Origin of the sequence: Polaribacter batillariae (assembly GCF_017498485.1) — a bacterium.
GTDB classification, from domain to species: domain Bacteria; phylum Bacteroidota; class Bacteroidia; order Flavobacteriales; family Flavobacteriaceae; genus Polaribacter; species Polaribacter batillariae.
Genome location: NZ_CP071795.1, coordinates 2,921,715 through 2,946,639, shown reverse-complemented (window position 1 = coordinate 2,946,639; position 24,925 = coordinate 2,921,715). Strand labels below are relative to the sequence as shown.

15 protein-coding genes and 1 pseudogene are annotated in these 24,925 nt (G+C 31.4%); 5 read left to right on the top strand and 11 right to left on the bottom strand.

From position 1 onward, the window contains the following. Positions 1–7: 7 nt before the first annotated feature. The 8 genes and pseudogenes from JL193_RS13050 to JL193_RS13015 all read right to left on the bottom strand — a co-directional run bounded on the left by JL193_RS13050 (position 8) and on the right by JL193_RS13015 (position 14,514). Positions 8–1,333 (bottom strand): alpha-L-fucosidase, encoded by a 1,326-nt coding sequence (locus tag JL193_RS13050; protein ID WP_207971218.1) that lies wholly within the window; start codon positions 1,331–1,333, stop codon positions 8–10. A 236-nt stretch (positions 1,334–1,569) separates the two neighbouring features. Then, positions 1,570–3,891 carry a glycoside hydrolase family 20 protein gene (locus JL193_RS13045; protein ID WP_207971217.1) on the bottom strand — a complete coding sequence of 774 codons (2,322 nt, stop codon included), beginning with the start codon at positions 3,889–3,891 and terminating at the stop codon, positions 1,570–1,572. Positions 3,892–3,908: 17 nt separating this feature from the next. Further along, positions 3,909–7,055, bottom strand: coding sequence for a beta-galactosidase, LacZ type (gene lacZ, locus JL193_RS13040; protein WP_207971216.1), 3,147 nt, complete (start codon positions 7,053–7,055; stop codon positions 3,909–3,911). Positions 7,056–7,190: 135 nt separating this feature from the next. Further along, on the bottom strand, positions 7,191–8,312 hold the full coding sequence (locus JL193_RS13035) for a putative glycoside hydrolase (RefSeq protein WP_207971215.1): 1,122 nt from the start codon (positions 8,310–8,312) through the stop codon (positions 7,191–7,193). A gap of 6 nt (positions 8,313–8,318) precedes the next feature. Next, positions 8,319–9,395 (bottom strand): carbohydrate-binding family 9-like protein, encoded by a 1,077-nt coding sequence (locus JL193_RS13030; RefSeq protein ID WP_367890014.1) that lies wholly within the window; start codon positions 9,393–9,395, stop codon positions 8,319–8,321. Position 9,396: 1 nt separating this feature from the next. Further along, positions 9,397–10,362: a glycoside hydrolase family 130 protein gene (locus JL193_RS13025; protein WP_207971214.1), complete on the bottom strand. Its 966-nt coding sequence runs from the start codon at positions 10,360–10,362 to the stop codon at positions 9,397–9,399. A 6-nt stretch (positions 10,363–10,368) separates the two neighbouring features. Beyond that, positions 10,369–12,245, bottom strand: a pseudogene (locus JL193_RS13020) (sodium:solute symporter family protein). Positions 12,246–12,276: 31 nt separating this feature from the next. After that, entirely contained in the window at positions 12,277–14,514 is a 2,238-nt protein-coding gene (locus tag JL193_RS13015; RefSeq protein ID WP_437440091.1) for a GH92 family glycosyl hydrolase, read from the bottom strand. A gap of 129 nt (positions 14,515–14,643) precedes the next feature. Between JL193_RS13015 and JL193_RS13010 the strand changes: the two genes are divergently transcribed. Genes JL193_RS13010 through JL193_RS13000 form a run of 3 tightly spaced genes read left to right on the top strand, consistent with a single transcriptional unit; the run spans position 14,644 to position 17,534 of the window. Then, a complete protein-coding gene (locus tag JL193_RS13010; RefSeq protein ID WP_207971212.1) occupies positions 14,644–15,699 on the top strand; it encodes a sensor histidine kinase in 1,056 nt (351 codons plus the stop codon). Positions 15,700–15,701: 2 nt separating this feature from the next. Further along, a complete protein-coding gene (locus tag JL193_RS13005; protein ID WP_207971211.1) occupies positions 15,702–16,415 on the top strand; it encodes a LytR/AlgR family response regulator transcription factor in 714 nt (237 codons plus the stop codon). Positions 16,416–16,448: 33 nt separating this feature from the next. Next, positions 16,449–17,534, top strand: coding sequence for a glycosyltransferase (locus JL193_RS13000; protein WP_207971210.1), 1,086 nt, complete (start codon positions 16,449–16,451; stop codon positions 17,532–17,534). On the opposite strand, the gene JL193_RS12995 is transcribed toward JL193_RS13000, so the two are convergent. Genes JL193_RS12995 through JL193_RS12985 form a run of 3 tightly spaced genes read right to left on the bottom strand, consistent with a single transcriptional unit; the run spans position 17,535 to position 19,916 of the window. Then, positions 17,535–18,353 carry a 2OG-Fe(II) oxygenase gene (locus JL193_RS12995; RefSeq protein WP_207971209.1) on the bottom strand — a complete coding sequence of 273 codons (819 nt, stop codon included), beginning with the start codon at positions 18,351–18,353 and terminating at the stop codon, positions 17,535–17,537. Next, on the bottom strand, positions 18,340–19,230 hold the full coding sequence (locus tag JL193_RS12990) for a glycosyltransferase family 2 protein (RefSeq protein ID WP_207971208.1): 891 nt from the start codon (positions 19,228–19,230) through the stop codon (positions 18,340–18,342). Before JL193_RS12990 ends, JL193_RS12995 begins: the two co-directional genes overlap by 14 nt. Next, complete coding sequence (locus JL193_RS12985) at positions 19,230–19,916, bottom strand: cell division ATP-binding protein FtsE (RefSeq protein ID WP_207971207.1); 687 nt, start codon at positions 19,914–19,916, stop codon at positions 19,230–19,232. Before JL193_RS12985 ends, JL193_RS12990 begins: the two co-directional genes overlap by 1 nt. A gap of 161 nt (positions 19,917–20,077) precedes the next feature. Here JL193_RS12985 and JL193_RS12980 point away from each other — a divergent pair, with 161 nt between their 5' ends. Together JL193_RS12980 and JL193_RS12975 are read left to right on the top strand one after the other, a co-directional pair. Then, the gene (locus JL193_RS12980) at positions 20,078–23,113 is read left to right on the top strand and encodes a tetratricopeptide repeat protein (protein WP_243456754.1); all 3,036 of its coding nucleotides are present in this window, start codon (positions 20,078–20,080) and stop codon (positions 23,111–23,113) included. Further along, positions 23,113–24,870, top strand: coding sequence for a TonB-dependent receptor (locus JL193_RS12975; protein ID WP_207971206.1), 1,758 nt, complete (start codon positions 23,113–23,115; stop codon positions 24,868–24,870). Before JL193_RS12980 ends, JL193_RS12975 begins: the two co-directional genes overlap by 1 nt. Positions 24,871–24,925: the final 55 nt, after the last annotated feature.

The window sequence follows — 24,925 nt, the reverse complement described above, 5'->3', positions numbered from 1 at the left end:
GTTTTATTTAATTGCTTTCTATAACTTGCCCTTTTTCTCTGTACAAATCTACTTTACCATCTAATAAAACCGCAATTACAGTAACGTCTTTATCTTGTACACTTTCAGGTAAATCGATATACAACAATCCTGGAACGTGGCTCCAATACTGTTTTCCAACAACTTTTGTTTTTAGTTTAGTGCCATTGCCTACTACCCAAGCTCGATTTACTTTGTTTTTTAAACCTTTAATTAATAACGGACCATTGGGTTTATTATCTACATAAAGATAAAGTATTGTACTATCTTTTGATAACGCAGTATAACCATTAAAATGCCCAAAAGGAATTCCTGCGCGTGTTCCGTAAATAGCAGATTCGTGTTTTTTGGTCCATCTTCCTAAATCTTTTAAAATATTTATTTGTTCTTGAGGAATGGTTCCATCTGGTTTGGGACCAATATCTAACAATAAATTTCCGCCCATACTAATACAATCTACCAGAATACGAATCAGTTGATTTGAAGTTTTATAATTGTTATCATTGGGTTGAAAACCCCAAGAATTGTTCATTGTTAAACATAGTTCCCAAAACGGATTATCTGGTTTTGTAATTGGTACACCTTGCTCTGGAGTTGCATAGTCTCCATAACCTTGCAATCGAGAATTGATAATTGTTGTAGGAGTTCTGTCTAATAAAAGTTCGCGAATTTCTTTGGCTTTCCATTTTTCGGCAGATTGCTCCCAATCGCCATCGAACCAATATAAATCTGGGTTGTATTTTGTTAATTCTTCTATTTGTGCGAAATTAAATTTGGTAAAAGCTTTCCATTTTTTAGCATCGTTTATATAACGTTTTTCTTTTCTTGTAAAGTTCGGATAATCTGGATTGGACCAATCTAATAAAGAATAATAGATGCCTAATTTTAAATTTTCTTTGCGAACAGCATTTACAAATGGCGTAAGCACATCTTTTTTTGCAGGAGTTTTATCAACAACATTTAAATCGCTATATTTTGTATCCCAAAGTGCAACACCATCGTGATGTTTTGCTGTAATTACAGTGTATTTTGCACCACTTTCTTTAATTAGTTTTGCCCAATATTCTGGGTCGTATTTTTTTGCAGTAAAACCATTTAACTGCTTCATATAATTTGAATATGATAGGTAATTATTGTAAAACGACCAAGACTCGTCTATTCCATTAACGCTGTAAATGCCCCAATGAATAAAAATACCCAATTTTGCATCTTTAAACCATGCCAAACGCTCTTCTTTACTTCGTTCTTTTTGCTGAGCAATGCTTAAACTACTCACAAAACAACCTACCAATAGTGCTATTATACTTTTTTTCATCTTACTACTGTATTATTTATGTATTTAAAATTTATCTACAAAAAATCGACCTTTTGTGCCCTTGTATTTATGCCCGATCTAGAAGAATAGACGCTGTGTTTTTTACTTTAATGCTTTACTTTTTTGGGCTACATTCTTCAGGCATTTTTGCTATTACCCATCGATTTCTTTAATTCTATAAAATAATCAAAAAAAATCGACAGGTAAGAATTTCTGTATGGGCTAGGTTGTTTCGATTACTCAACAACAATCTCATCTACAAACAACCAAGCTCCACCTCCAGTTGGTGCTTTTTTAACACTTGTTGCAATTACCTTTATGTGGGTCGCTTTCTGACTTTTAAAATTAATCGAAAAATCTTTAATTTCGATATTTGGGTTTACTTTTACAGCTCTATCAATTGCCCCTACACTTTTAAATGTTTTTCCGTCGTTAGAGAGAAATACTTCTACTTTTGTAGGGTAATAAATACCTGGACCTTGGTTATCCATGGTTCCTACGCTTACTTTACTAATTTCTGTAGGTGTTTCTAAATCGATTATAAGTTCCATATCATTACCTATCCACGCTTGCCATTGACCATCATGAAAGTTTTTAGAACCCCTAAGAATATTGGTCATGTTACTAGCACCTGCACCTTTATAGCTATCGCTATATTTCGATAGATAAGTTACTTTTTTACCAACGGCTTTATGGTAATTAAATGTTTTTTCAAATACTTTACCTACTGGTTTATCGTCTTTAAATAAAGCGGCTTTTATGGTTGTGGTTTCTTTTAATTCTATAGGTTTTTTATAAGGAATTGCTTCTTTGTTTAAATCGGAATTGTTTAATGTATAACGAATATCTGAATTCGGAAATTCGTTTTTAAGTGCGATAGAAATTACATTGGTTGTGTCGTTAACTTGTGTTTTCGCTGTAATTGTATAGGCACTTTTAGCGTAGTTAATTCCTTGAAAATCGTAACGCGTAAACATTGCTTGTAAGCGTGGGTAAAACTCGTTCCAACTTCTATTTGTTTTCGGGCTCCAAAGTACTTCAGATAAGGCAGCTATTCTTGGAAAAATCATATACTCTGATTGCGATGTTGTTGGAATGTATTCTGCCCATAAATTGGCTTGCCCTCCTAAAACATGTTTCGCTTGATCTTCTGTCATAGATGCTACAACAGGATCGAACTCATAGACTTTGCTAACTGGAGTATAACCACCCCAAGCAATAGGTTCTGTATCCATAGGTCCTTGATAATGGTCGAAATAACAGTGGCTTCCTGGAGTCATTACCACATCATGGCCTTGTTTTGAAGCTTCTAAACCACCTTTTACACCTCGCCAACTCATTACTGTTGCTCCTGGTGCTAAACCGCCTTCTAATATTTCGTCCCAACCAATTAAAACGCGTCCTTTAGAGCTTATAAAGCGTTCCATACGTTTTATAAAATAGCTTTGCAACTCTTCTACATCGTGCAAGCCTTCTGTTTTCATTCTCTTTTTACAGTGCTCACATGTTTTCCAATTGGTTTTGGTTGCTTCATCTCCGCCAACATGAATATATTTTGATGGAAATAAATCCATCACTTCTGTTAAAACATCTTGTAAAAATTCGAAGGTGGACTCTTTTCCTGCACAATAAATGTCTGTAATTGGCCATAATCCACCAGAAGGAACTGTAACGGGTTTTTCTAAACAAGAAAACTCTGGATAAGAAGCAATTGCACTGGTAACATGTGCTGGCATTTCTATTTCTGGCACTACATTAACTCCTCTAGTTTTCGCATACGCCACTATTTCTTTGATATCTTCTTGTGTGTAAAACCCACCATAAGTTGCTTTTTCGCCCAATTTTGGTGTATATCTACCATTCCAAGGTTTGTTTTCTTGATCTACTCTCCACGCACCAACTTCTGTTAGTTTTGGGTATTTCTTAATTTCTATACGCCATCCTTGGTCATCTACTAAGTGTAAATGAAGTGTATTCATTTTTAAATAAGCCAAACGATCTATGGTTTTTAAAACGTATTCTTTTTCGAAAAAATGTCTAGAAACATCTAACATTAAACCACGCCATTTAAAACGAGGAGCATCTGTAATTGTTAGGTTTGGTATTTCCCAAGTTTTATTTTTAACGAGCTTATTGCTTTCAATTTCTGCTGGTAATAATTGACGAATTGTTTCTATAGCATATAAAAAACCTGAAAAATTACTTGCTTCAATTTTAATTACATCGCTATTTACGTTTAGTTTGTATGCTTCTTTCGCTAAATCTTTATTGAGTGTTAATTGAATATAATTAGAAGAAGGCGCTTTTTTTACGGCTTCTAAATTCCAATTTGCAACTGTGTTAAACCTACTTGCTAACATTTCTGTAGCTTGTAATTGCTCGTCGTTATTAATAAAAAATTTTGTGTTTTTATTAAATTGAAAACTTCCATTCTCTAGCTTTAATTCTGCTGGTTTAGGAATTAGCTGAATATCTTCTATAGAAAAAACCTTTTCTTTCTCGCAAGACATTAAGGTAATTACTAAGGCTAAAACGATGTGTTTAAATATAAACTTCATTTGGTTGGGTTTTTTAATTATTTTATTAGTGGTGTTATTTTAAATGTACAAGTATAAGATTTTTCGGAAAGCCTGTATTTTTCCAATGGTAAAGCTCCCCAACTATCGATTCCTCCTAAGCCCATTTGCTTATAGTCTAACTGCAAATTGGTTAAGTTTCTTTCTTTGATGTCTGCAGCATTTCTTTGTTCTTTTTCAAGTCCGTCGTCTAAATCGGATGTTAAATAATGAAGTGCTGTTGCGCCAAAAAGCGTGTTTGATGTGATTTTAATATTTGTTGTTTTTCCATCGGATAAACGCCACCATCGAATATCTGTTTTGTGCCCTGTTTCTTGTGGACGAATGTATGGGTAGTATTGCTCTGAAACGGTTTGATTGTATAGCCCCACTTTAGAACTGTAATTTCTATCGATATAATTTTCGTGAGGACCTCTACCATAATAAGCAATTGTATTAAACTTTTTAGGCAATACCATTTCGATGCCAAATCTTGGTAAAACAGCCACTTTTTTTGAGGCATCAATCGCAATAGATTGCTCGATATGAATTACACCATTGCTATTTATTTCGTAAGTTAATGCAAGTTTAGAATGTACTGTTGGTAACGTATAATTTGCTTTTACAACTACTTTATAATCTTCGGTTACAGAATAATTCCAATTGGTAAGTTTTGCTTCTTTCATAGGGTTTTTCCATGCTACGAATTTCTTTTGAAAACCTCCACCCATATCATTATCGTTAGGTGCTCTCCAGAAATTTGGATGTATCTGTGTGTTTTCTTTTAATATATTTTGATTGTTAAATGTATATCCAGAAATTAAACCTGTATTTTTGTTGAAAGTAATACTGGCTTTATCGCTTTTAAAAGTAATTTCTGAAGTACCTTTTTCAACATGCATTTTACTAACACCTTTTACAGTTACATCGTTTTTCCAACTTCCTTTTAAACTTAATTGTTCTGATGCTATTTTATAATCTTTAGGTAAAAAAGGTACTGCTTTTTTTAGATGATATGTAACGTTTATCAACGCTTCGTTGTATTGTTTATCTGCTAAATTTATAGGCAAATTATACGTTTTAGATTGTTGTGGATTTACCTCTAAATTTTCGATTGTTCCTTTTTGCGAAACTACGCCATCTAATAACAATTCCCATTTTAAAGATACATTGCTTAAATCTTTAAAAAAGAATTCGTTAAATACTTTTATAGTAGCCGTATTTTTATCTGCCCACGAAGTTAATACATCTTGGTACACATTTTTTACTTCAAAAGCATGCGGATTGGGTTTTCTTTCTGGATTAAAAACACCGTTATTTAAAAAGTTATTAGAACTTGGAACGTCTTTTGGTCCAAAATCGCCCCCATAAGCAAAAATTACAGTTCCATCTTTTCGTTTTTTGTACACAGATTGGTCTATCATATCCCAAATAAAACCACCTTGTAGCGTTTTATATTTTCTAATAACATTCCAATAATCTTTAAAATTTCCCATGGAATTTCCCATCGCATGTGCATATTCAGATTGAATAAAAGGTCTGTTTGCATTTGGATGCGCTTCTGCATATTCGACCATAGATTCTGGAGAATTGTACATAGGTACCATAAGATCAGAGTCCCAATCGAATCGCAACCCTTTTCCTGACCATCTTCCTACAGAAGCTCTTTCGTACTGAACTGGTCTTGATGCATCTAACTCTTTAATTCTTAAATACGACCTGTAAAAGTTATAGCCATGTCCTGATTCATTTCCCATACTCCAAATAATAACGGAAGGATGATTTTTATCTCTTTTTACCATTCTTTCTACACGCTCTAGGTGCGCCAATTCCCAGTTGGGCTTATTCGCCAATGTTTCTGTAATGCTATATCTCATTCCATGAGATTCTATATTGGCTTCGTCCACCACATAAATGCCGTATTTATCGCATAAATCGTAAAAATAAGAATCGTTTGGATAGTGCGAAGTTCGAACTGCATTGATATTAAATTCTTTTAATACTTTTATGTCTTGCTCCATTCTTTCCTTAGAAATGGTTTGGCCAGTAGTTGGGTCTGTTTCATGGCGATTTACCCCTTTTATATAAACAGGCTCGCCGTTTATTAATAATTGTCCGTTTTTAATTTCTGAGGTTCTAAAGCCTATTTTTTTGGAAATAAATTCGACAGTTTGCCCTTTTTTATTTTTAAGAATAAAATTTACCGTGTAAAGATTTGGAATTTCTGCACTCCAATTTTTGGTGTTTTTTACTGAAAAATTAAAAGTTGCTTTCGCCGTTAATTGCTTTTTGTTTAGCTCTTTTTTGTCTAGAATTTTATCGCCATCTTTTAACTGAACCTCTAAAGCATAGTTGTTTTTTTTATTAAAGTTTGAAATCGAAGTTGTTACTTTTAAAAATCCGTTTTTATAGGAAGCATCTAAACTTGGTAAAATTTCAAAATCTACCACGTGTGTTCTATTACGAGCGTATAAATATGTTTCTCTAGTAATACCGCTCATTCTCCAAAAATCTTGGCATTCTAAATACGAGCCATCACTCCAACGCATTACTTTAAAAACAAGGGTGTTTTTTCCTGATTTTAAATAGTTTGTTAAGTTGAATTCCTGTGGTAATTTTCCGTCTTCGCCATAGCCAACATATGTACCATTTGCCCAAACTGTTAAGTTCGATTTTGCAGCGCCTACATGAAGAAAAATTTCTTTTCCTTTCCAGTTTTTATCAACATTAATTTCTCTTCTATAAATACCTACATAATTTTCTTGTGTTGGAACTATTGGCGGGTTTTTCTTTAAAATTTTTTCGAATTCATAAGTAGAATTTGTGTAAACAGGATATCCATACCCATTTACTTCCCAAGTTGCAGGAATTTTAAAATTGTCCCAATTACGATCATTAAAGTTTGTCTTTTGAAAATCTTTTGGTAGATCTGTGGCATTTTCAATCCATTTAAATTTCCAAATTCCATTTAAGTCTAAATAGTTTTGTGATGCTTTCCAATTGCCTTTTTTAGCCAATGCTTCGTTTTCAAAAACGTAATAAGTAGCATGCATTGGTTCTCTATTATCTTGGTTTTTATGTTCGTTTAACCAAAAAGGAGGCTCTTGGGCAAATCCTTTTATCGAAAAACAGATAACAACTAATAGTAATGCAATTCTTTTTTTCATTTTAAATGGTTTTATAAATTGATTTTTTGATGATTCTCCTGAGGTATATTTATCATTTACAACATTGCTCTCTTCTTCTTTAGTACAATTTAAAAAAAGTATTACACACTAAAGAAAAAACCTTTTTTTACATAATTATTTAGAGAATAACGCCTTCGTTTCTCTAATTGCTTTTAAATATTCGTCTGTTAAATTAGGGCCTTCGTAAAATGCGACCCCTTTTGCTCCGTTCTCTTTTGCCAACAGAATCGCTTCTTTTAACTCTTTGCCTGAAGTAAATGGAGGTAAAAAAACACCTGTATTAACACCTACATCTTTTGCTTTTAAATCGGTAACACCTTGTTTGGTTGCATACCCAATCCAATCTATTTCTTCATTATAAAATCCGTGATAAATCATTGGATATACTTCATCTATATTCCATTTATCCCAACGTTGACGCACCATATGGTCTGCCATTTCTGGATAAGGAAATACGGCTGCTGTTAATTTTTTATTATGGTTATGTACAATTTTATAAGCATCATCTACCAAGGCTTTTATTGCATTTAAACGAAAATTTTTCCACTCCATATCTATCGCTGTATTTTTACTTTCTCTAGGATTTTTATGATGTATTTTTTCGAAAGCATTTACACATGCATCACAATAACAAAAATCGTATTCTGCCATTTCTGTATCTTGAACCAAGTTGTATTTTGGTAATAAACCAACTGGTAAAAAGATGTCTGGAAAGCGAATATAATCTAAATGAACACTTTCTATCCCTTTTACTTTTGCCAAACCTTCTACCAAATCTAAAATGTGATTTCTCGAAGCTTTTCTTGTAGGACATAACCACTGATAGTAATCTACATAAGGTCGTGTATCAAAACAAGATTTTCCTTCGCGACTTACTTGATACCATTCTGGATGTTTTAATGCAACTGTATCTCCTGGACGGTTTACAGCCATAATCCACGCATGTACTCTTAAACCTTCTTTTGTGGCAATAGGTACTAAACGCTTTAATTCTTTTGGATCTGTTTCTGTATTGATTAAAATTTCGTCAATACCCCCTTCTTTATATTTTTTAAATTCTGTGGCATACTCTGCATTTGTTTTACCTTTTTTAGAAGTAATCCAAACTCCGAAATCGAACGCCGATTTTGTTTCATTCGCCTGCGATTTACCGTCATGTTTTTTTTGTTCTTTTGGATTGCAGGCTGTAAAAACAATGATGAACAATAAAATTGAAAGTTTACTTAGTAGCTTCATATTATTTTATTTTGAAATGAATTTTCCGTCTTCTTTTAAAATGAGTATTTTTTGTGTAAAAGGGCTTTTCGCCATCAAATTCCACCCCGTATCATGGAATTGTAGTTCTGGTAAAATTGTTTTCCCGTCCACTATAATTGGTGTTGATACTGCTTTATCGAGTGTTAACCATGAGTTATTTTCTTCGAAATTGCTTTTTTGTTTTCTGTATATTTTATACAGTTCTCGTTTAATTTTATCGTCTTTTGGTATTGTAAACGACTCGTTACTATCGACACTTTTTGTTGAAAAATAAACATAGCCCCAGTTTTCTGGTAAATGCATATTTACAACTCCAATTGGCGACCAAACCCAATTGTATTCATGCAAATATTTACCATCTTTTCCTTTTTTACGAGCATATTTGCCATTTTTAATATCATGGTCCCAGTTTACTCTCGAAAAATTAACACGCCAAAATTTATTTCTAGGCACATTGTCTTGCTTGTAAAGTGTTCTTAGATCTTTAAATGGAATCGCTATTTCTAAAGTCCAACTTTTATCTGTGTCACTCGCGTTATTTATAGTGCCCTGAACACTTACTGCCGATTGCAAACCTGTATAATTCCAATCGTTTAAAACAACAGTGCTATCTTCTCTATAAGGTTTTGATATAAATAAATCCCAAGTTGTATTTAGTGCATTAATTTCTAACTCGTAATAATTATGTGTATCGCCATCTGGATCGATAAATACTTCGAAATCGTTATTGTAAAAAATAACGGCATCGCGTTCTGTAATATCTGCCCAAATATGAGGTTCTTTAATTTCAGCTAAAATATAGTAGTAATTTTCATTCCAAAGCATTTTTACATTGGTTTTATATTTGGGTGTTTTTACCCCTTCAATATCTATAAAATTATTTGTCCATTTTGCTTTTTTCCAATCGGCTTCATCGGCTTTACCATCAATCGTAATCTTTTCTGAAGTTTTATAGGCAACATAGGTTTCTGGAATAATTTCTTTTTTTGATTGTGCACAACTTATTATTGAAAAACAATAAAAAATGACACTTATTTTTTTAAATCTTAAATACATCTTCATCTTATAAACTATTCTCTTTTGTAAACTGAATTACTTCACTTAATTTGCCAAATACCATTGCTACTACTGTATCTGCAGCTCCATAGTAAATTGCCAATTTATCTTCTTTTGTATCGTGCAAAGCTGCACATGGAAAAACTACATTTGGTACATCTCCTACCATTTCGTATGGTTCTGCTGGTCCTAATAAATAAGGTTGTGTTCTGTATTTTACGGTGTCTGGCTTATTTTTGTCGAGAATGGCTGCGCCCATTGCATATCTAAATCCATTACAAGTATTTATTACTCCATGATATAGCATTAGCCAACCTTCGTTTGTAAGTATAGGAATGGGACCTGCTCCAATTTTTGTGCATTGCCACGCACTATCTTCAAAAGGGGTTGCTTTCATAACACATCTATGTTCTCCCCAATATTTCATATCTGGGCTGTAACTGATATAAATATCGCCAAATGGGGTGTGCCCATTATCACTTGGACGACTTAACATTGCGTACTTTCCGTTTATTTTTTGCGGAAATAAAACACCATTTCTATTGAAAGGCAAAAAAGCATTTTCGCATTGAAAAAACTCTTTAAAATCGAACGTATAACCAATACCTATTGTTGGTCCATGATATCCATTGCACCAAGTAATCCAATACCTATCTTCAATAAAAACAACTCGCGGATCGTATTTATAATCAGATGCAATCATTTCTGTGTTTCCTGCCTTCATTACAATTGGCTCGTGATTAATTTCCCAATCGATTCCGTTTTTACTAAAACCTGCAAAAATATTCATTTGCACGGCTTTGTTATCGCATCTAAAAACACCTGCAAAACCCTTTTTAAAAGGAACTACAGCACTGTTAAAAATACTGTTAGATGATGGAATGTCGTATCTATTAATAATAGGATTTTCTGAATAACGCCATACCACATCATTAGAATTTTTAGGTTTCTCTTGCCAAGGAATTGAACTCATTTCTTATTAATTTTTATATTTTTTCACTTTGTCTAACCAAGTGAATTTTAAAATAATAGAGGTTACTACAAATACCAACAATGCTATTAATGTTTTAGGGTAATCTCTAATCATAAAATATATTGGTAATAAAATCATGCTAGATTGCCATACTACACCAATTACACAATTAAACATATCGCTTACAAAATCTTCGTTTTTTGTAAAGGTTTCGTCTTCACTCTTTAATTCTTTATACACTGGATTCCACCAACCCAAGGACGTACATTTGTATAAAACTTTTTTAAAGTTTCCATAGAAGTTGCTGGTGTAAAAAATGTTCCTAAAAAAGAACCCAATAAAGAGACTATAAATATAATAGGAAAAATATAAATTGCAGGAATTTGAGCCAAATTATACAGCCAAGAACCTATTTCGAAATTCGCTTTATTTTGGTCTAATAAAAACTGAAGAGTGGCTATAAATAAACCCGCTGTCATTCCCCAAAAATAGCCCCAACCATTAAAACGCCACCAAATCCATTTTAAGAAATTTGCGGCTACATACCCCCCATAAAGCGCACTTGTAATCCACAATGTTAAAGAATTTATAGAATCTGCAAAAAACCCCATGATTACTCCAATAATAACGATTGCAAATGAGGCAATGTGGCTTGCTTTTATGTAATGTTTGTTTGAAGCTGTGGGTTTAAAGTATTTTTTATAAATATCGTTTACAATATAGGCTGGACCAGAATTTACAAATGCAGAAAAAGTTGACATAAACGCCGCCAAAAGCCCTGCTAGCAACAACCCTTTTATACCTACTGGCACATGGTTGTTAATTACTTTTGGAAGAATAATTTCTAAATCGTTTGAACTTAGTTCGTTTGAAGCGGCCATTTCTGGAGCAATATATACCAAACCAAGAATTACAATTCCGCCAATTAATAAATAACGCGGAATAAAAAGCACCAAATTTGTAAACCCAGACATGTATGCTGCCTCTTTAACAGATCTTGTCGATAAAATTCTTTGCATATCGTAACTTGGAGTGGGCCCAGCAATACTTGCAAATATTCCTTTAAAAAGAGACATTCCTATAAAAGCACCAAACATTTTATACCCTTGTGTATCTATTAAATTATTAAAAGCCTGATATTTACCTTGCCAAGAACCTTCGATTTCCCAACCAAACATAACGTTGCTCCATTCTGTAGAAAGTACATTGCTTATTTCGATATCTGTTACTGTTATAAAAGCGTATCCTGCAATTAAAAGCCCCGCTAAAACCATAATTCCATATTGCAAAACTTCGGTGGCAACTACAGAAAACATCCCTCCTTTAATGGTATAAATGGTGGTTAAAAATATAATAACTAAGGCATAACTTTGGTCTGAGGTTAAAAGTTCGCTTTGCCCGATGGTAAAAGTTAAATCCCAAGGAAGAATAATTGACATAAATTTACCCACACCTTCAAAAAAGTAGGCTATAAAACCGATAGAAGCAACTATGGCAAAAATAGCAACAATTAAATGAGAGGCTCTACCTGCTTTATCATCACCAAAACGTGTTAAAATCCATTCGGAACCAGTCATAATATTCGAACGTCGAATCCAGACTGCTAAAAAAATCATTATAAAAATCTGGTTCCAAATAGGCCAAATCCACATAAACATAAAGCTTTTAACACCATACAAAAATAAAATTCCGACCATCCAAGCTGTTCCAGAAACATCGAACATTCCAGATCCATTGCTTAAACCTAAGTAATACCATTTTATACTTTTTCCTCCAAGAAAATAAGAGTCCAATCCTTTTGAGGCTCTTTTAGAAATCCAAATTCCTACGCCCAAAGTTAAGACGATGTAGAACATTATTATTGAAACATCGATAATATCCATAATTAGTTGGTATTTGTTGGTTGCTAATTATTTATTTTAAACCCCAATTTTTGTTTGGTTGACTGCCCATTACAAAATGCAGTGTACCGCCTTCTAAAATCTCTTGATGAGAGATGTTTGTTCTATTAAAATCTTTACCATTAAGCGTTGCAGATTGTATGTAAATATTTTTATCTGAAACGTTTTTTGCTTCCATTGTAAATATTTTTCCTTTAGGGAGTTTTATTGTCGTTTTTTCAAAAATAGGACTTCCGATTTCGTAATTTCCTGAGGCAGGATTCATTGCATACAAACCTATAGCACTTAATGCATACCATGCACTCATTTGGCCACAATCTTCGTTTCCACTTAAACCATTTGGTGTTGTATTATACTGAGTATCTATTATATGACGTGCCCAATATTGTGTTCGCCAAGGTTGTTTTGCATGATTGAAAAGATATGCAATATGATGACTAGGTTCGTTTCCATGAGCATATTGCCCAATAAGTCCGGATATGTCTGCAGAAATATTATCGCCAGTAATTTCAGAACTTTCTGTAAATAATTGCTCTAATCTACTTGTAAAAACCTCGTTATTTCCGTGAAGTTTTATAAAACCTTTTACATCTTGTGGCACAAACCAACTGTGTTGCCAGGCATTTCCTTCTGTATAATCTGTTTGTTCTCTATGGTTAGAATATTTTGCGTCAAAAGGTTCGTTCCACGACTTGCCGTCCACAGATTTTCCGCGCATAAAACCTGTTTTTCTATCAAATAAATGCTCATATGCTTTAGAACGTTCTAAGAAAAACTTATAATCCTCATTTTTTCCTAATGCTTTTGCCATTTGAGCGACACACCAATCGTCATAAGCATATTCTAAAGTTATGGTAACCGATTCATCTAACAAACTATAAGGAATATATCCGTATTTTTTATAATGATTTAAGCCTCGTTCGTCTTGCATCATTGTTGTTTTCATTGCTTCGAACGCTTTTTCGGCGTCGAAACCACGAATTCCTTTGATATAGGCTTCTACAATTACTGGAATTGAGTGATAGCCCGTCATTGTATTGGTTTCGTTTGCATAGAGGGTCCAAACTGGTAATCTTTTTTTGGTTTCGTAATATGCCAGCATGGTATTTATAATATCGGAAACTCTATCTGGATCTGTTAATGTTAATAGAGGATGTTCTGCTCTAAAAGTATCCCAAAGCGATAATGTAGAATAGGCTGTGTAACCTTTTGCTGTTACAATCTCATCATTCTCTTTTCTAAACTGTCCGTTTTTGTCGCTAAAAGTAACTGGTGCCAGTTGTGCATGATACATTGCTGTATAAAAAATTGTTTTTAAAGAATCGACAGGGGTTTCAACTTCAATTTTCGTAAGGGCATTATTCCATTGATGGTTTGCTTGCTTTTTTACGGCTTCAAAATCGAAATCGCCTTCTCTTAAATTTTCTTTTGCATTTTCGATACTTACAGACGAAAGAGCCACTTTTACGAATAATTCTTCATTATTTTTAGGGTCAAAAAACAACTGTGTAGAAGTTTTAATTCCTTCTGTTGTTTTATTTTCTGTAAGATTCCCATCTGCATATAACTGGTGTTTTATTATTGGTTTAGAGAATTTCGCTACAAAAAATACTTTTTGATTTCTTGCCCAACCTTTACTAAAACGAGTTCCGCTTATGGTGTATTTATCTTCGATATTTACAGATGTTTTTAAGGGAGTATCCCAGTTAATTGCAAACCCTAAATCTATAACTACAGATTGTTGATCGTTCTTTTTAAAGGAATATTTATGATACGCGGTTCTTTTCGTGGTTGTTAGCTCTACATTTATATTATGATCTTCTAAAAAAACTTGATAGTAACCAGGCTTTGCGGTTTCGTTATTGTGGCTATATGAAGATTTATAAGCGATACTATCTCTCGATTTCGGATGATTAGATAAATCGACCTTTTTATTAATTGGCATAAAAAGAAGATCTGCCAAATCTCCAATTCCTGTTCCGCTTAAAGCTAAATGGCTAAAACCAACCGCAACAGAGTCTGAATAATGATACCCCGAACACCAGTCCCATTTAGAGATTCCATTAATTGGAGTTACTTGCAACATGCCAAAAGGAACTGTAGCTCCAGGATATGTATGCCCATGGCCACCAGTACCAATAAAAGGATTTACATATTTTGTTAACGAATGTTTTGCTTCTTCTTTATCTTTAGCATTTTTGTTACAGGAAACAACGGTAAGTATGGTTAATAAAATGTAAAATATTTTTATCTTGGGGTTTTTAAAATATATCATTTATTTCTGTTTTTTAGTGAAGTAAATTAAAAAAAGAACAGCTGTATAAAGAATAATATTAGACAAATAGCTTAGGAATGTCGACGGACATCAAAAAATACATTTATGAAACCCAGAAAATTATTTAATATAACATTAAGACACCACGTAATCTTCTGGTTTATTTATTTTTTATTTAATACTTTTCGCTGGGGTAGGTATTTTAACGATTTTATGTACTCTTTTAAAACCAACCTTATTGGTTTTCCCATACATATTTTCTTAGCTTATCTTAATATTTATTATTTAATGCCAAAATTTGTTTTCAAACGCAAATATAAAACGTATATACTTCTTGTTATAATCGCCTTATTGGCAATGGTTTTTCTAAAATTTAATCTAACCTATTATCTTATTAGTAACGATGTATGGCCAGAAGGTCCTAAGCAAATTAATCGATTTACGATGGATTATGCAATAGACATGATGATTGGAGAACTATATGTAGTTACTTTTGTTACCGCCATTAAAATTACAATGGATTGGATTAAGGAACACAAAAGGTTAATGGATTTAGAAAAAGTGCAATTAGAAACAGAATTGCTATTTCTAAGGTCTCAAGTTTCGCCTCATTTCTTTTTTAATACTTTAAACAATATCTATTCTTTAGCCATTGAAAAATCTGAAAAGACACCAAAAATAATTTTAAAACTGTCGGAATTAATGCGATATATTCTTTATGAAACTAGCAACAAACGACAAAGTCTTGAAAAAGAAATTTTATGCATTCAAAACTATATCGAGCTAGAAAGAATGCGACATGGAGAATTATTAGAAGTAAATATGGATATGATTGGAGATATTAGAGGAAAAAAAATAGCCCCAATATTATTATTATCTTTTGTAGAAAATGCATTTAAACATGGAATAGACAAAAATATCACAAAAGTAAGTTTAGATATTCGTTTTAAAGTTGAAAAAAACTTACTTTACTTTAAAATTGCGAATCCAACTCCAGCAGTTTCAACTTATCAAAAGAATAAAATTATACCTAATTTTGGAGGAATTGGTTTAACAAACGTAAAAAAAAGATTAGAACTGGGCTATCGTAAAGAAGATTACGATTTATCTATTAAAACTAAAAACAACTTGTTTATAGTAAAACTTAAAATAAAAGTATAAAGATGCGAATTAGGTGTTTGATTATCGACGATGAGCCATTAGCTATTAATGTGATTAAAAATTATTTAGAACAAATAAGCGATACTGAAGTTGTTGCAACATTTGGCAATGCTATTGATGCATTAAATTTTTTAAAAAAAGAAACAGTTGATTTGATTTTTTTAGACATAAACATGCCTTTATTAGATGGTTTGAGTTTTATTAAAAGTCTAGAAAATAAGCCCCTTATAATTATTACCAGTGCGCACAAAGAATATGCTGTTGAAACTTATGAATTAGATGTACTCGATTACCTAATAAAACCAATACCATTTCCTAGGTTTATGTTAGCAATCAATAGAGCTCAAAAGATTTTAAACAGCAGTAAACCTTCGCAAATAAAAATAAATAAAAGACCATTTATATTTGTTAAAGTAGATAAAAAGAAAAATATTAAAATTTATTTAGATGAAATTTTAGTAATTGAAAGCCTAAGAGATTATTTAAAAATTAGTACTTCTACAGATCGCTACATCATACATCAAACCCACAATAGTTTTGCTGAAATGTTACCTTCAGAAAGTTTTATAAGAATTCACAGGTCTTACACGATAGCTATTGATAAAATAGAGGTTTTAGAAGGAAACAGTGTAGAGGTTGGAGGCATGAGATATGTAATTGGCAGAAGCTATATAGACGAAGTAAAAGCTAGAATATTAAATTCGTCCATTAACTAACTTTTGTTTTATATTGCTGCAAATAAATATTCGTTGAAAAAAATTATAGTTTCTGTTACAAACGATTTAACAACAGACCAAAGAGTAGAAAAGGTATGTAATTCTTTACATACTAATGGGTATGAAGTTTATCTAGTAGGCAGGTTGTTAAAAAATTCCGTAAACATCACTAGAAATTATGCAACCAAAAGATTTAAATTGTTTTTTAATTCTGGAGCGCTTTTTTATGCTGAATACAATGTTCGCTTGTTCTTTTTTTTACTCTTTAAAAAGAAAGATATTTTACTTTCTAACGATGTAGATACTTTACTAGCCAATTATTTTATTAGTAAAATTCAACATAAAAAATTAGTTTTTGATAGTCACGAACTTTTTTCTGAAATTCCTGAATTGGTACATCGCCCAAAAGTTAAAAAAGTATGGAACTCCATTGAAAATTGGATACTTCCAAAACTTAAAAACAATTATACTGTTTGCAATAGTATTGCCAATTATTATCAAAATAAATACAACGTTAATTTCAAAACCATTTTAAATGTTCCGAATAAAAAAAACCTAGAAAATGGCGTTTTTCCGTTCGAAACTCATCAAAAAAAAATAATTATATACCAAGGTGCCGTAAATATAGGACGTGGTTTAGAATTGATGATAGAAACCATGCAACACCTAGAAAACCATCTTTTGGTAGTTATTGGAAGTGGCGATATTTATAAAGATTTAAAAAAGAAGACTTCCACATTAAAATTGAATGACAAAGTGTTTTTCTTAGGCAAAAAAAAACCCGATGAACTTAAAAAATTAACCCCTTTGGCTGATGTAGGTTTTAGCTTAGAAGAAGATTTCGGCTTAAATTATAAGTTTGCATTACCCAACAAAATTTTCGATTATATTCAAGCAGAAGTCCCTGTTATTGTTTCTAATTTGCCAGAAATGAAACAGCTGATAACTACCTATAAAGTTGGGGAAGTTATAGAGTATAGAAAACCCAAATTACTGGCCAATCAAATTAAAAAAATTTTAGAAAAAGATTTTTCAAACGAACTAAAGGAAGCTAAAAAAACATTAATTTGGGAAAATCAAGAAAAAAAATTATTAGCCATCTTTAAAAATGCAAAATAGTTACTTTTTATATTGATGCGGATTTTCTCGTACTCCTTTTTTAAACAATTTTCGAACAGCACTTCTTAATTTATTGTCTATTTGAAGAACAAAATCTTTTAATTTTTCTTCTGGTCTCGCTCTAAAAGTGGTTACATGAAAATGATCGGAAGCCAATAAAGGTTCTTCAGAAAAATAATAATTAGAAACACAACATCTTACATCGTTTACCAAAACTTTATTTACAGAATGCCACGATTTTTGGTGCGTCGCCATCACCACCAATCTATTAAATTTACTGGTTATGGTTATTGGTTTTTTATTTAATCCTTTGGGCCAAAGTTCTAAATTACCACCATTTTCTAATTTCCAATTGGGTGTTACATAATATAGTAGATTTAAAACTCGCCAACGATGGCGATCTTTATCGTGAGAATTGTCTAAATGCGGATTCAAAAAATTGTCTTTTTTCATTAACGATAAACCACCAGCGTACAAATTAGAATCAGGAGAAACTTTTTCGATTTCGCATATTTTAGCAATTAAATTTACAATTCTTTTATCTTGAAAAGCAAAAATAGTTTCCTCTAATAAACAATGGTACTTATTCATTTGAAAAGCTGTAAATTTATATTCACGAATGCTTTTTCTTTGTACTGAAGCCTTTGTGCTCGGGAAGTTTTTATAAATTTCTAATGCCAATTCTTTTGGCAGTAAATTGTCTAAATAAAAATAACCAATCTCCTTTTTATGAGCATCGAATTGGTTTTTTAATGCTTTTTGATTGTTTTTTAAATTATTAAAAATAAAATCTGCGATTTCTCCTCTATTTTGTTTCATTTTCTTTTTCTTTTAAATAACACAAGTAACTTAATTTAAATAAATCGTAGTAAAATAAAGATGAAGTTTTTATTGCTTTCTGAATAAAGAAGTCTTTTAATTTTATCATTATTGCATGCAACCCAAAACTATTTATTTTGTTGAAATAAGATAACAATTTCACGTCGTTTTCTTTCAACAAATTTTGCTTTTTTAAAAACAATAAATTATTTAAGCCCTGCTTTGTTTTGTTAATAAACACAGCATTGTCTTCTATTTGTAAATGATAAACAGGATTGTTAATATGAAATATTTTGTGTTTCAATGCCTTCATTTCGTTACCAAAAACAAGGTCTTCATAACCATAACCTGTTAGTTTTTCGTTAAACTTAATTTCATTAAAAACACTTTTCTTAATTAAGATATTCGATGTAAAAAAATATCGATAAGAATTTTTATTCCTTAAATCTGCAGCGACTTCTTCTCTTTCGATTCCGAATTTAATTCTTAGGTTTTTTACTGAATTTACTTTGTGAATTCTTCCTCCAATAAAACCAGAAAAATCGGTTTTTAATTCTTTAATCTTATCTAAATACAGCTTTATAAAATTATCGTGTACAGGAAATCCGTCTGAATCTAAAAACAACAACCAGTTAAAATTTGCTTTCTTAGCTAATAAATTTCGAATTGCACTTCTGCCAATATTCGTTTCAAGCGCTTCAAAGTTTGCAAATGATAAATTATTTATTGCTTGATTTTTTATATTTAAATGAGATTTAGAACCATCATCTAAACAAAAAATTTCAAAACAAACTTTCTCTTTAACAAATTGCTTATGGAGTTCTTTTACAAACGGAAAACAGTTGTAATTGTATGTTGGTATTAAAACCGAAAGCATTAAACTGTGGCTTGTTGGGCAACTTCAAACAGCTCACCACCTTCGCATTTTAGCGTTTTTTGCTTAAATTTTACAATCAACTGGTAATCGTGTGTTGCCATTAAAATTGTTTTTCCGCTTTTATGAATAGAGTTTAACAACTCCATTACTTCTAAAGAAGTTTTTGGATCTAAATTTCCTGTAGGTTCGTCTGCTAAAATTAGTTCGGGGTCGTTTAACAAGGCTCTTGCAATTGCGACTCTTTGTTGTTCTCCTCCAGAAAGTTCGTAAGTTTTTTTGTAATATTGGGATTTCATACCTACTTTATCTAAAACTTCATGAATTTTTTCTTTCATTAGGTCTTTGTCTTTCCAACCTGTTGCTTTTAAAACAAATTTTAAGTTTTCGAAAACATTTCTATCACTTAAAAGCTTAAAATCTTGAAAAACAATTCCTATTTTTCTTCTTAAAAATGGTATTTGTTTTTCTTTTAAAGTGTTTAAATCGAAACCTACAATGGTTCCTACACCTTCTTTAAGAGGTAAATCGCCGTATAAAGTTTTCATTAAACTACTTTTTCCACTACCTGTTTTTCCTATTAAGTAATAAAAATCGCCAGTGTTAATCGTTAAATTTACTTTAGAGAGCACCAAATTATCTCTTTGATATATTGCCGCATTTTCTAATTGTAAAACAGAATTTTCCATAGATATGTAGTTTCTACAAACTTAAAATTTTCTATTGATTTTTTAACTATGAATTCTAAACAATTCTTATTTTTGACTAAAATTGTTGTAATATTTTTCTTTCTCAATCCAACAATTTAAAAAATTGTTCGTTATCCATTTTAAGTATCTAAAATAAGTATATGAAAAACCTTATTCGTAAAAAATACCTTCTTTCGTTTTTTGCTTTTTTAATGTCTTTTGCGATGCTTTCTCAGCAAACAATTGCAAATACAAGTATTTTAAAAGATTATAATAATGCGTTAAAATTATACAACAACAAAGCGTATGCAGCTGCGCAAAAAACTTTCGATAAAGTTATTAAAAAGGCAAATATTGGTTCGAATTTAAAAACAGACGCTACCTATTTCGAAGCCATGTGTGCTATAAAACTAAACCAAACAGGTGCAGACAAAAAAGTACTTTCTTTTGTAGAAGAGTACCCAAATAGCAATAAAAAAAATGTTGCTTTTTTTAATGTAGGAAACTATTATTTTGCGAATAAAAAAGCGGCCTATGCTTTAAAATGGTATCAAAAAGTAGATCCAAAAATGCTTTCAAAAGAAGATAAAAAAGAGCTCGATTTTAAAATGGGCTATGGATTTTTAACCACCAATAACTTGCAACTTTCTAAAGATCGTTTTCTATTGCTAATAAACGACCCAAAATACGGAAACGATTCTCGATATTATTATGGTTATATCGCTTACAAACTAGAAGATTATGGAATTGCAGAATCTACTCTTAAAAAAATTGCAGACAATGCCACATACAAAGCAGAAATAACATATTACTTGTTAGACATTAGTTTTAAAGCAGGTAAATTTAAACGTTGTATCGAGATGGGAAAAAAATTATTACCAGAGGCAACAAAAGATTTACAGTCAGAAATTTCTAAAATTATTGGAGAAAGTTATTTTAATTTAGAAAAATATGCAGCGTCTATACCTTATTTAAAAAATTACAGAGGCAAAAAAGGAAAATGGAATAATACAGATTATTATCAATTAGGATACGCTTATTACAAGCAAAACGATTTCGAAAATGCCATTAATAATTTTAATAAAATTATAGATCAAAAAAATAATGTCTCTCAAAATGCATATTCTCACTTAGGAGAATGTTATTTAAAAGTCGGTCAAAAAAATGAAGCTTTAAATGCTTTTAAATCGGCTTCAGAAATGAGTTTCGATGTAAATATTCAGCAAGATGCCGCTTTAAATTATGCAAAATTAAGTTACGAAGCAGGCAATCCTTTCGAACCAGTTTCCGAAGTTTTACAAAACTATTTAAAAAAATATCCAAAATCGAAAGCCTATCAAGAAATTAACAAATTGGTGGTTTCTTCTTTTATAAACGAACAAAATTACCAAGGTGCCATAGATTTTCTTTCTCAAAAAAAATCCGAAGAAAACACAGCCTTAATTATAGAAGTTTCTTTGTATCGAGGAATTCAATTATTTAACGAAGAAAAATACAAAGAAGCTTTACCATTCTTTTCTCAAGCTAAAAAATCTACCATTACACAGGTTAAAGAAAGAGCACAATTTTGGGAGGCAGAAGCTGCATATCGTTTAGAAAATTACCAAGAGGCCATTACAAAATTAGAAGCTTTAAATACATCTTTAACATCTTCTAAAAACGAGTTTAAACGAACAGACTACACTATTGGCTATGCTTATTTTAAACTAAAAAAATACGAAAAATCGATTGTTGCTTTTAAAAAGTTCTTAGCTAAAGATTCTATAGATGCAGATACTAAATACGATGCAATAATTCGTTTAGGAGATGGTTATTTTGCTTCTAGAAATTATACTGAAGCTGTAAAATCTTACAAAATTGTTGCAGATGAATTGGGCCCAAATTCAGACTATGCCCAATATCAAATAGGCATGAGTTATGGTTTTACAGACGATGATGAAGCTAAAATAACGGCTCTTAAAAAGGTACTTAACGACTACCAAAACTCCAACTTAAAAGACGATGCTTTGTATCAAATTGCAAATACCTATATAAAAATTAAAGATCATAAAAATGCACATATTGCATACAACCGTTTATTGGAAAAATATCCAAATAGCGTATTTCTTTCTCGTGCTTTATTAAGACAAGGCTTGTTGTATTATAATGATAATATGAACCAACAAGCTTTAAAAAAATACAAAGAAGTTGTTGCGCGTTTTTCGAATTCTCCAGAAGCGCTTGAAGCAGTCGCAAATGCGCGAAATGTATATATAGATGAAGGAAATTTAGATGATTATATAAATTGGATGCGTACTTTAAAGTTTGTAAATGTTAGCAATGCTGATATTGACAATACTTCTTTTGCAGTTGCTGAAAAAAAATATTTTGAAGCTAACAACAAAAACGAAATTGTTAAAAGTTTGGTAGATTATTCTCGAAAATTTCCTGATGGTATTCATAAAATTAAAGCCAATTATTACTTGGCAGATGTGTACTTTAAAACCAAACAGTATCAAAGTGCCATTATTCCTCTAAAAAATGTAATCGACGAAGGTAGAAATGAATTTAGCGAAGAAGCGTTAAGCAAATTATCGCAAATTTACTTACAAAATGGCAATTATAACGAAGCACTTCCTGTCTTAGACAAGTTAGAGTTAGAAGCAAATAGTGCCGAAAATATTTTATTTGCCCAAAGCAATTTAATGAAAGCCTATTTCGAAACAGAAGCTTATGATTTTGCAATAGAATACGCTAAAAAAATATTGCAACAAGACAAAATAGACACTAATTTAAAAAACGATGCACAGATTATAATTGCAAGATCTTCTTTTAAAACCGAAGATTTTAGAACAGCAGAAGAGTTTTTTAACGAAATAGAAAAAACAGCAAGTGGAGCATTAAAAGCAGAAGCACTGTATTATAATGCCTATTTTAAAAATCAACAAAAAGAATATGCAGCCTCTAATAAAGTGGTTCAAAAATTAATTGCTGGGTATGCTAACTACAAATATTGGGGTGTAAAAAGTTATGTAATAATGGGTAAAAATTATTACGGTTTAAAAGATGTTTATCAAGCAACTTTTGTCTTAGAAAACGTAATTAAAAATTTTAAAGAATTCGACGATGTTATTCAAGAAGCATCCAAAGAATTAAATACCATAAAAGAAAACGAAGCCAAAACAAATAACTCCGTAAATCCAGAAAAACAGAAATAATGAAAAAAGGCTTTCTAACATTACTAATTTTATTTGGTTTCTGGGCAACAAAAGGGCAGGAACAAAAAAAAGACACTGTTAAAACAGAGGTTGTAAATGTAGTTACTAAGTTTAATCCAGAAATTGCAGATGCTAAAAAAATAAATAAAAACCCTAAAATTAAATTATTAGGAGAAAGAAAAAAGAAACAATTAAAATACAGTATTTATTCTGCACCTGTAGCTTCTACATTTATTCCTAAAACAGGAGCTATAAAAGGAATTAACATTGGCGTAAAAGAAAGAATTTACAACAATTATTTAGCGGCAGGTTATGGAAACTATGGCAGTACTTACCTAGAAGCTTTTTTATACAAAAACACTCGATTTAATAACGAATATGGTTTGTCTGCCAAATACGTAGCTTCACAAGAAAACGTTAGAAGCTCTAAATTAAATAGTAATTTCTCGAATTTTAAAGGCGCTGCATTTTACAAACAAGTAGATCGTTATTTCGATTGGAAAGTAAGCTTGCATACAGAGTTAAATACATATAATTGGTATGGTTTGCCAGATGTAATTTTTAATACAGCTGTTTTAAATACAATTAAAGAAACGCAAAAATATAATTATTTTAAAGTAGCTACAGATTTTAAATTTCACGATTCTTATATAAATTATGGAAAAGTTTCTTTTTCTTACTTTACAGATTTATTTAACAGTAAAGAAATGCTGGCGAATTTCGATGCGAAACTAGACTTTCCATTAAGATTCTTAAGCAACAATTTAAACGATATTTCCATAAAAACTGGACTAGAATATTTAAGTGGAAGCTTTAAAACAAACTACGAAAACACAAATAACATCAATTACACAACGTTAACCGTAAAATTATTTCCAGAATACAAAATTAATTATGCCGGTTTTTCTATAAAAACAGGTTTAAAAATGTACGGATCTATAGATACAGAAAACGAATCGAACAACGTATTTTTATTTCCAGATGTATTTGCACAAAAGTCCGTTCTTAAAAATTATATAACAGCTTACGCAGGTGTTACAGGAAACCTACACACAAACACCTACAAGCAATTTACAGAAGAAAACCAATATGTATCACCAACACTGTTTATTACTCAAACTGCAGAAACTTCTAACCTATTTATAGGTCTTCAAGGAAAAATTACAAACGATATTAGTTACAATTTAAAAGCAAGTAGTATCAAGGAAGAAGACAAACCCTTATTTTTAAGAAACAACTCTAAATCAGATGGTACAAATGCTTCCGTAAACGGAAAAACCTTAAATGGTTACGAATACGGAAATTCTTTTTCAATTTATTACGATGATGTGAAAACAACTTCATTTTATGGAGAAATTGAGTATGATTTTTCAAGAAAACTAACTTTTGGCACACAAGTTCAGTTCGATAATTACACCATGACAAACGCCATCGAAAAATGGAATTTACCTTCTTTACAAGCTTCCTTTCTAGGAAAATACAAAGAAGAAAAATGGTTTGCGACCACGAATATTTTTTATGTTAGCGAGCGTAAAGACGCACTTTACAATGCGCAATTTCCATCGAGCCTAAAAGGTGTTGAAACCGTTGGTTCTTTTATAGACGTAAATGTAAATGGAGGCTATCATTTTAACGATAAATTTTCTGCTTTTTTAAGGGCTAACAACATTTTAAACACAAAATACCAACGTTTTGCTAATTTCGATACACAAGGTTTCCAAATTTTAGGAGGTGTTACGTATAAATTCGATTTTTAGAAAAAAAAATCAACGTTTGTACATCAAAATAAAATACCTTTTTTAGTATATTTAC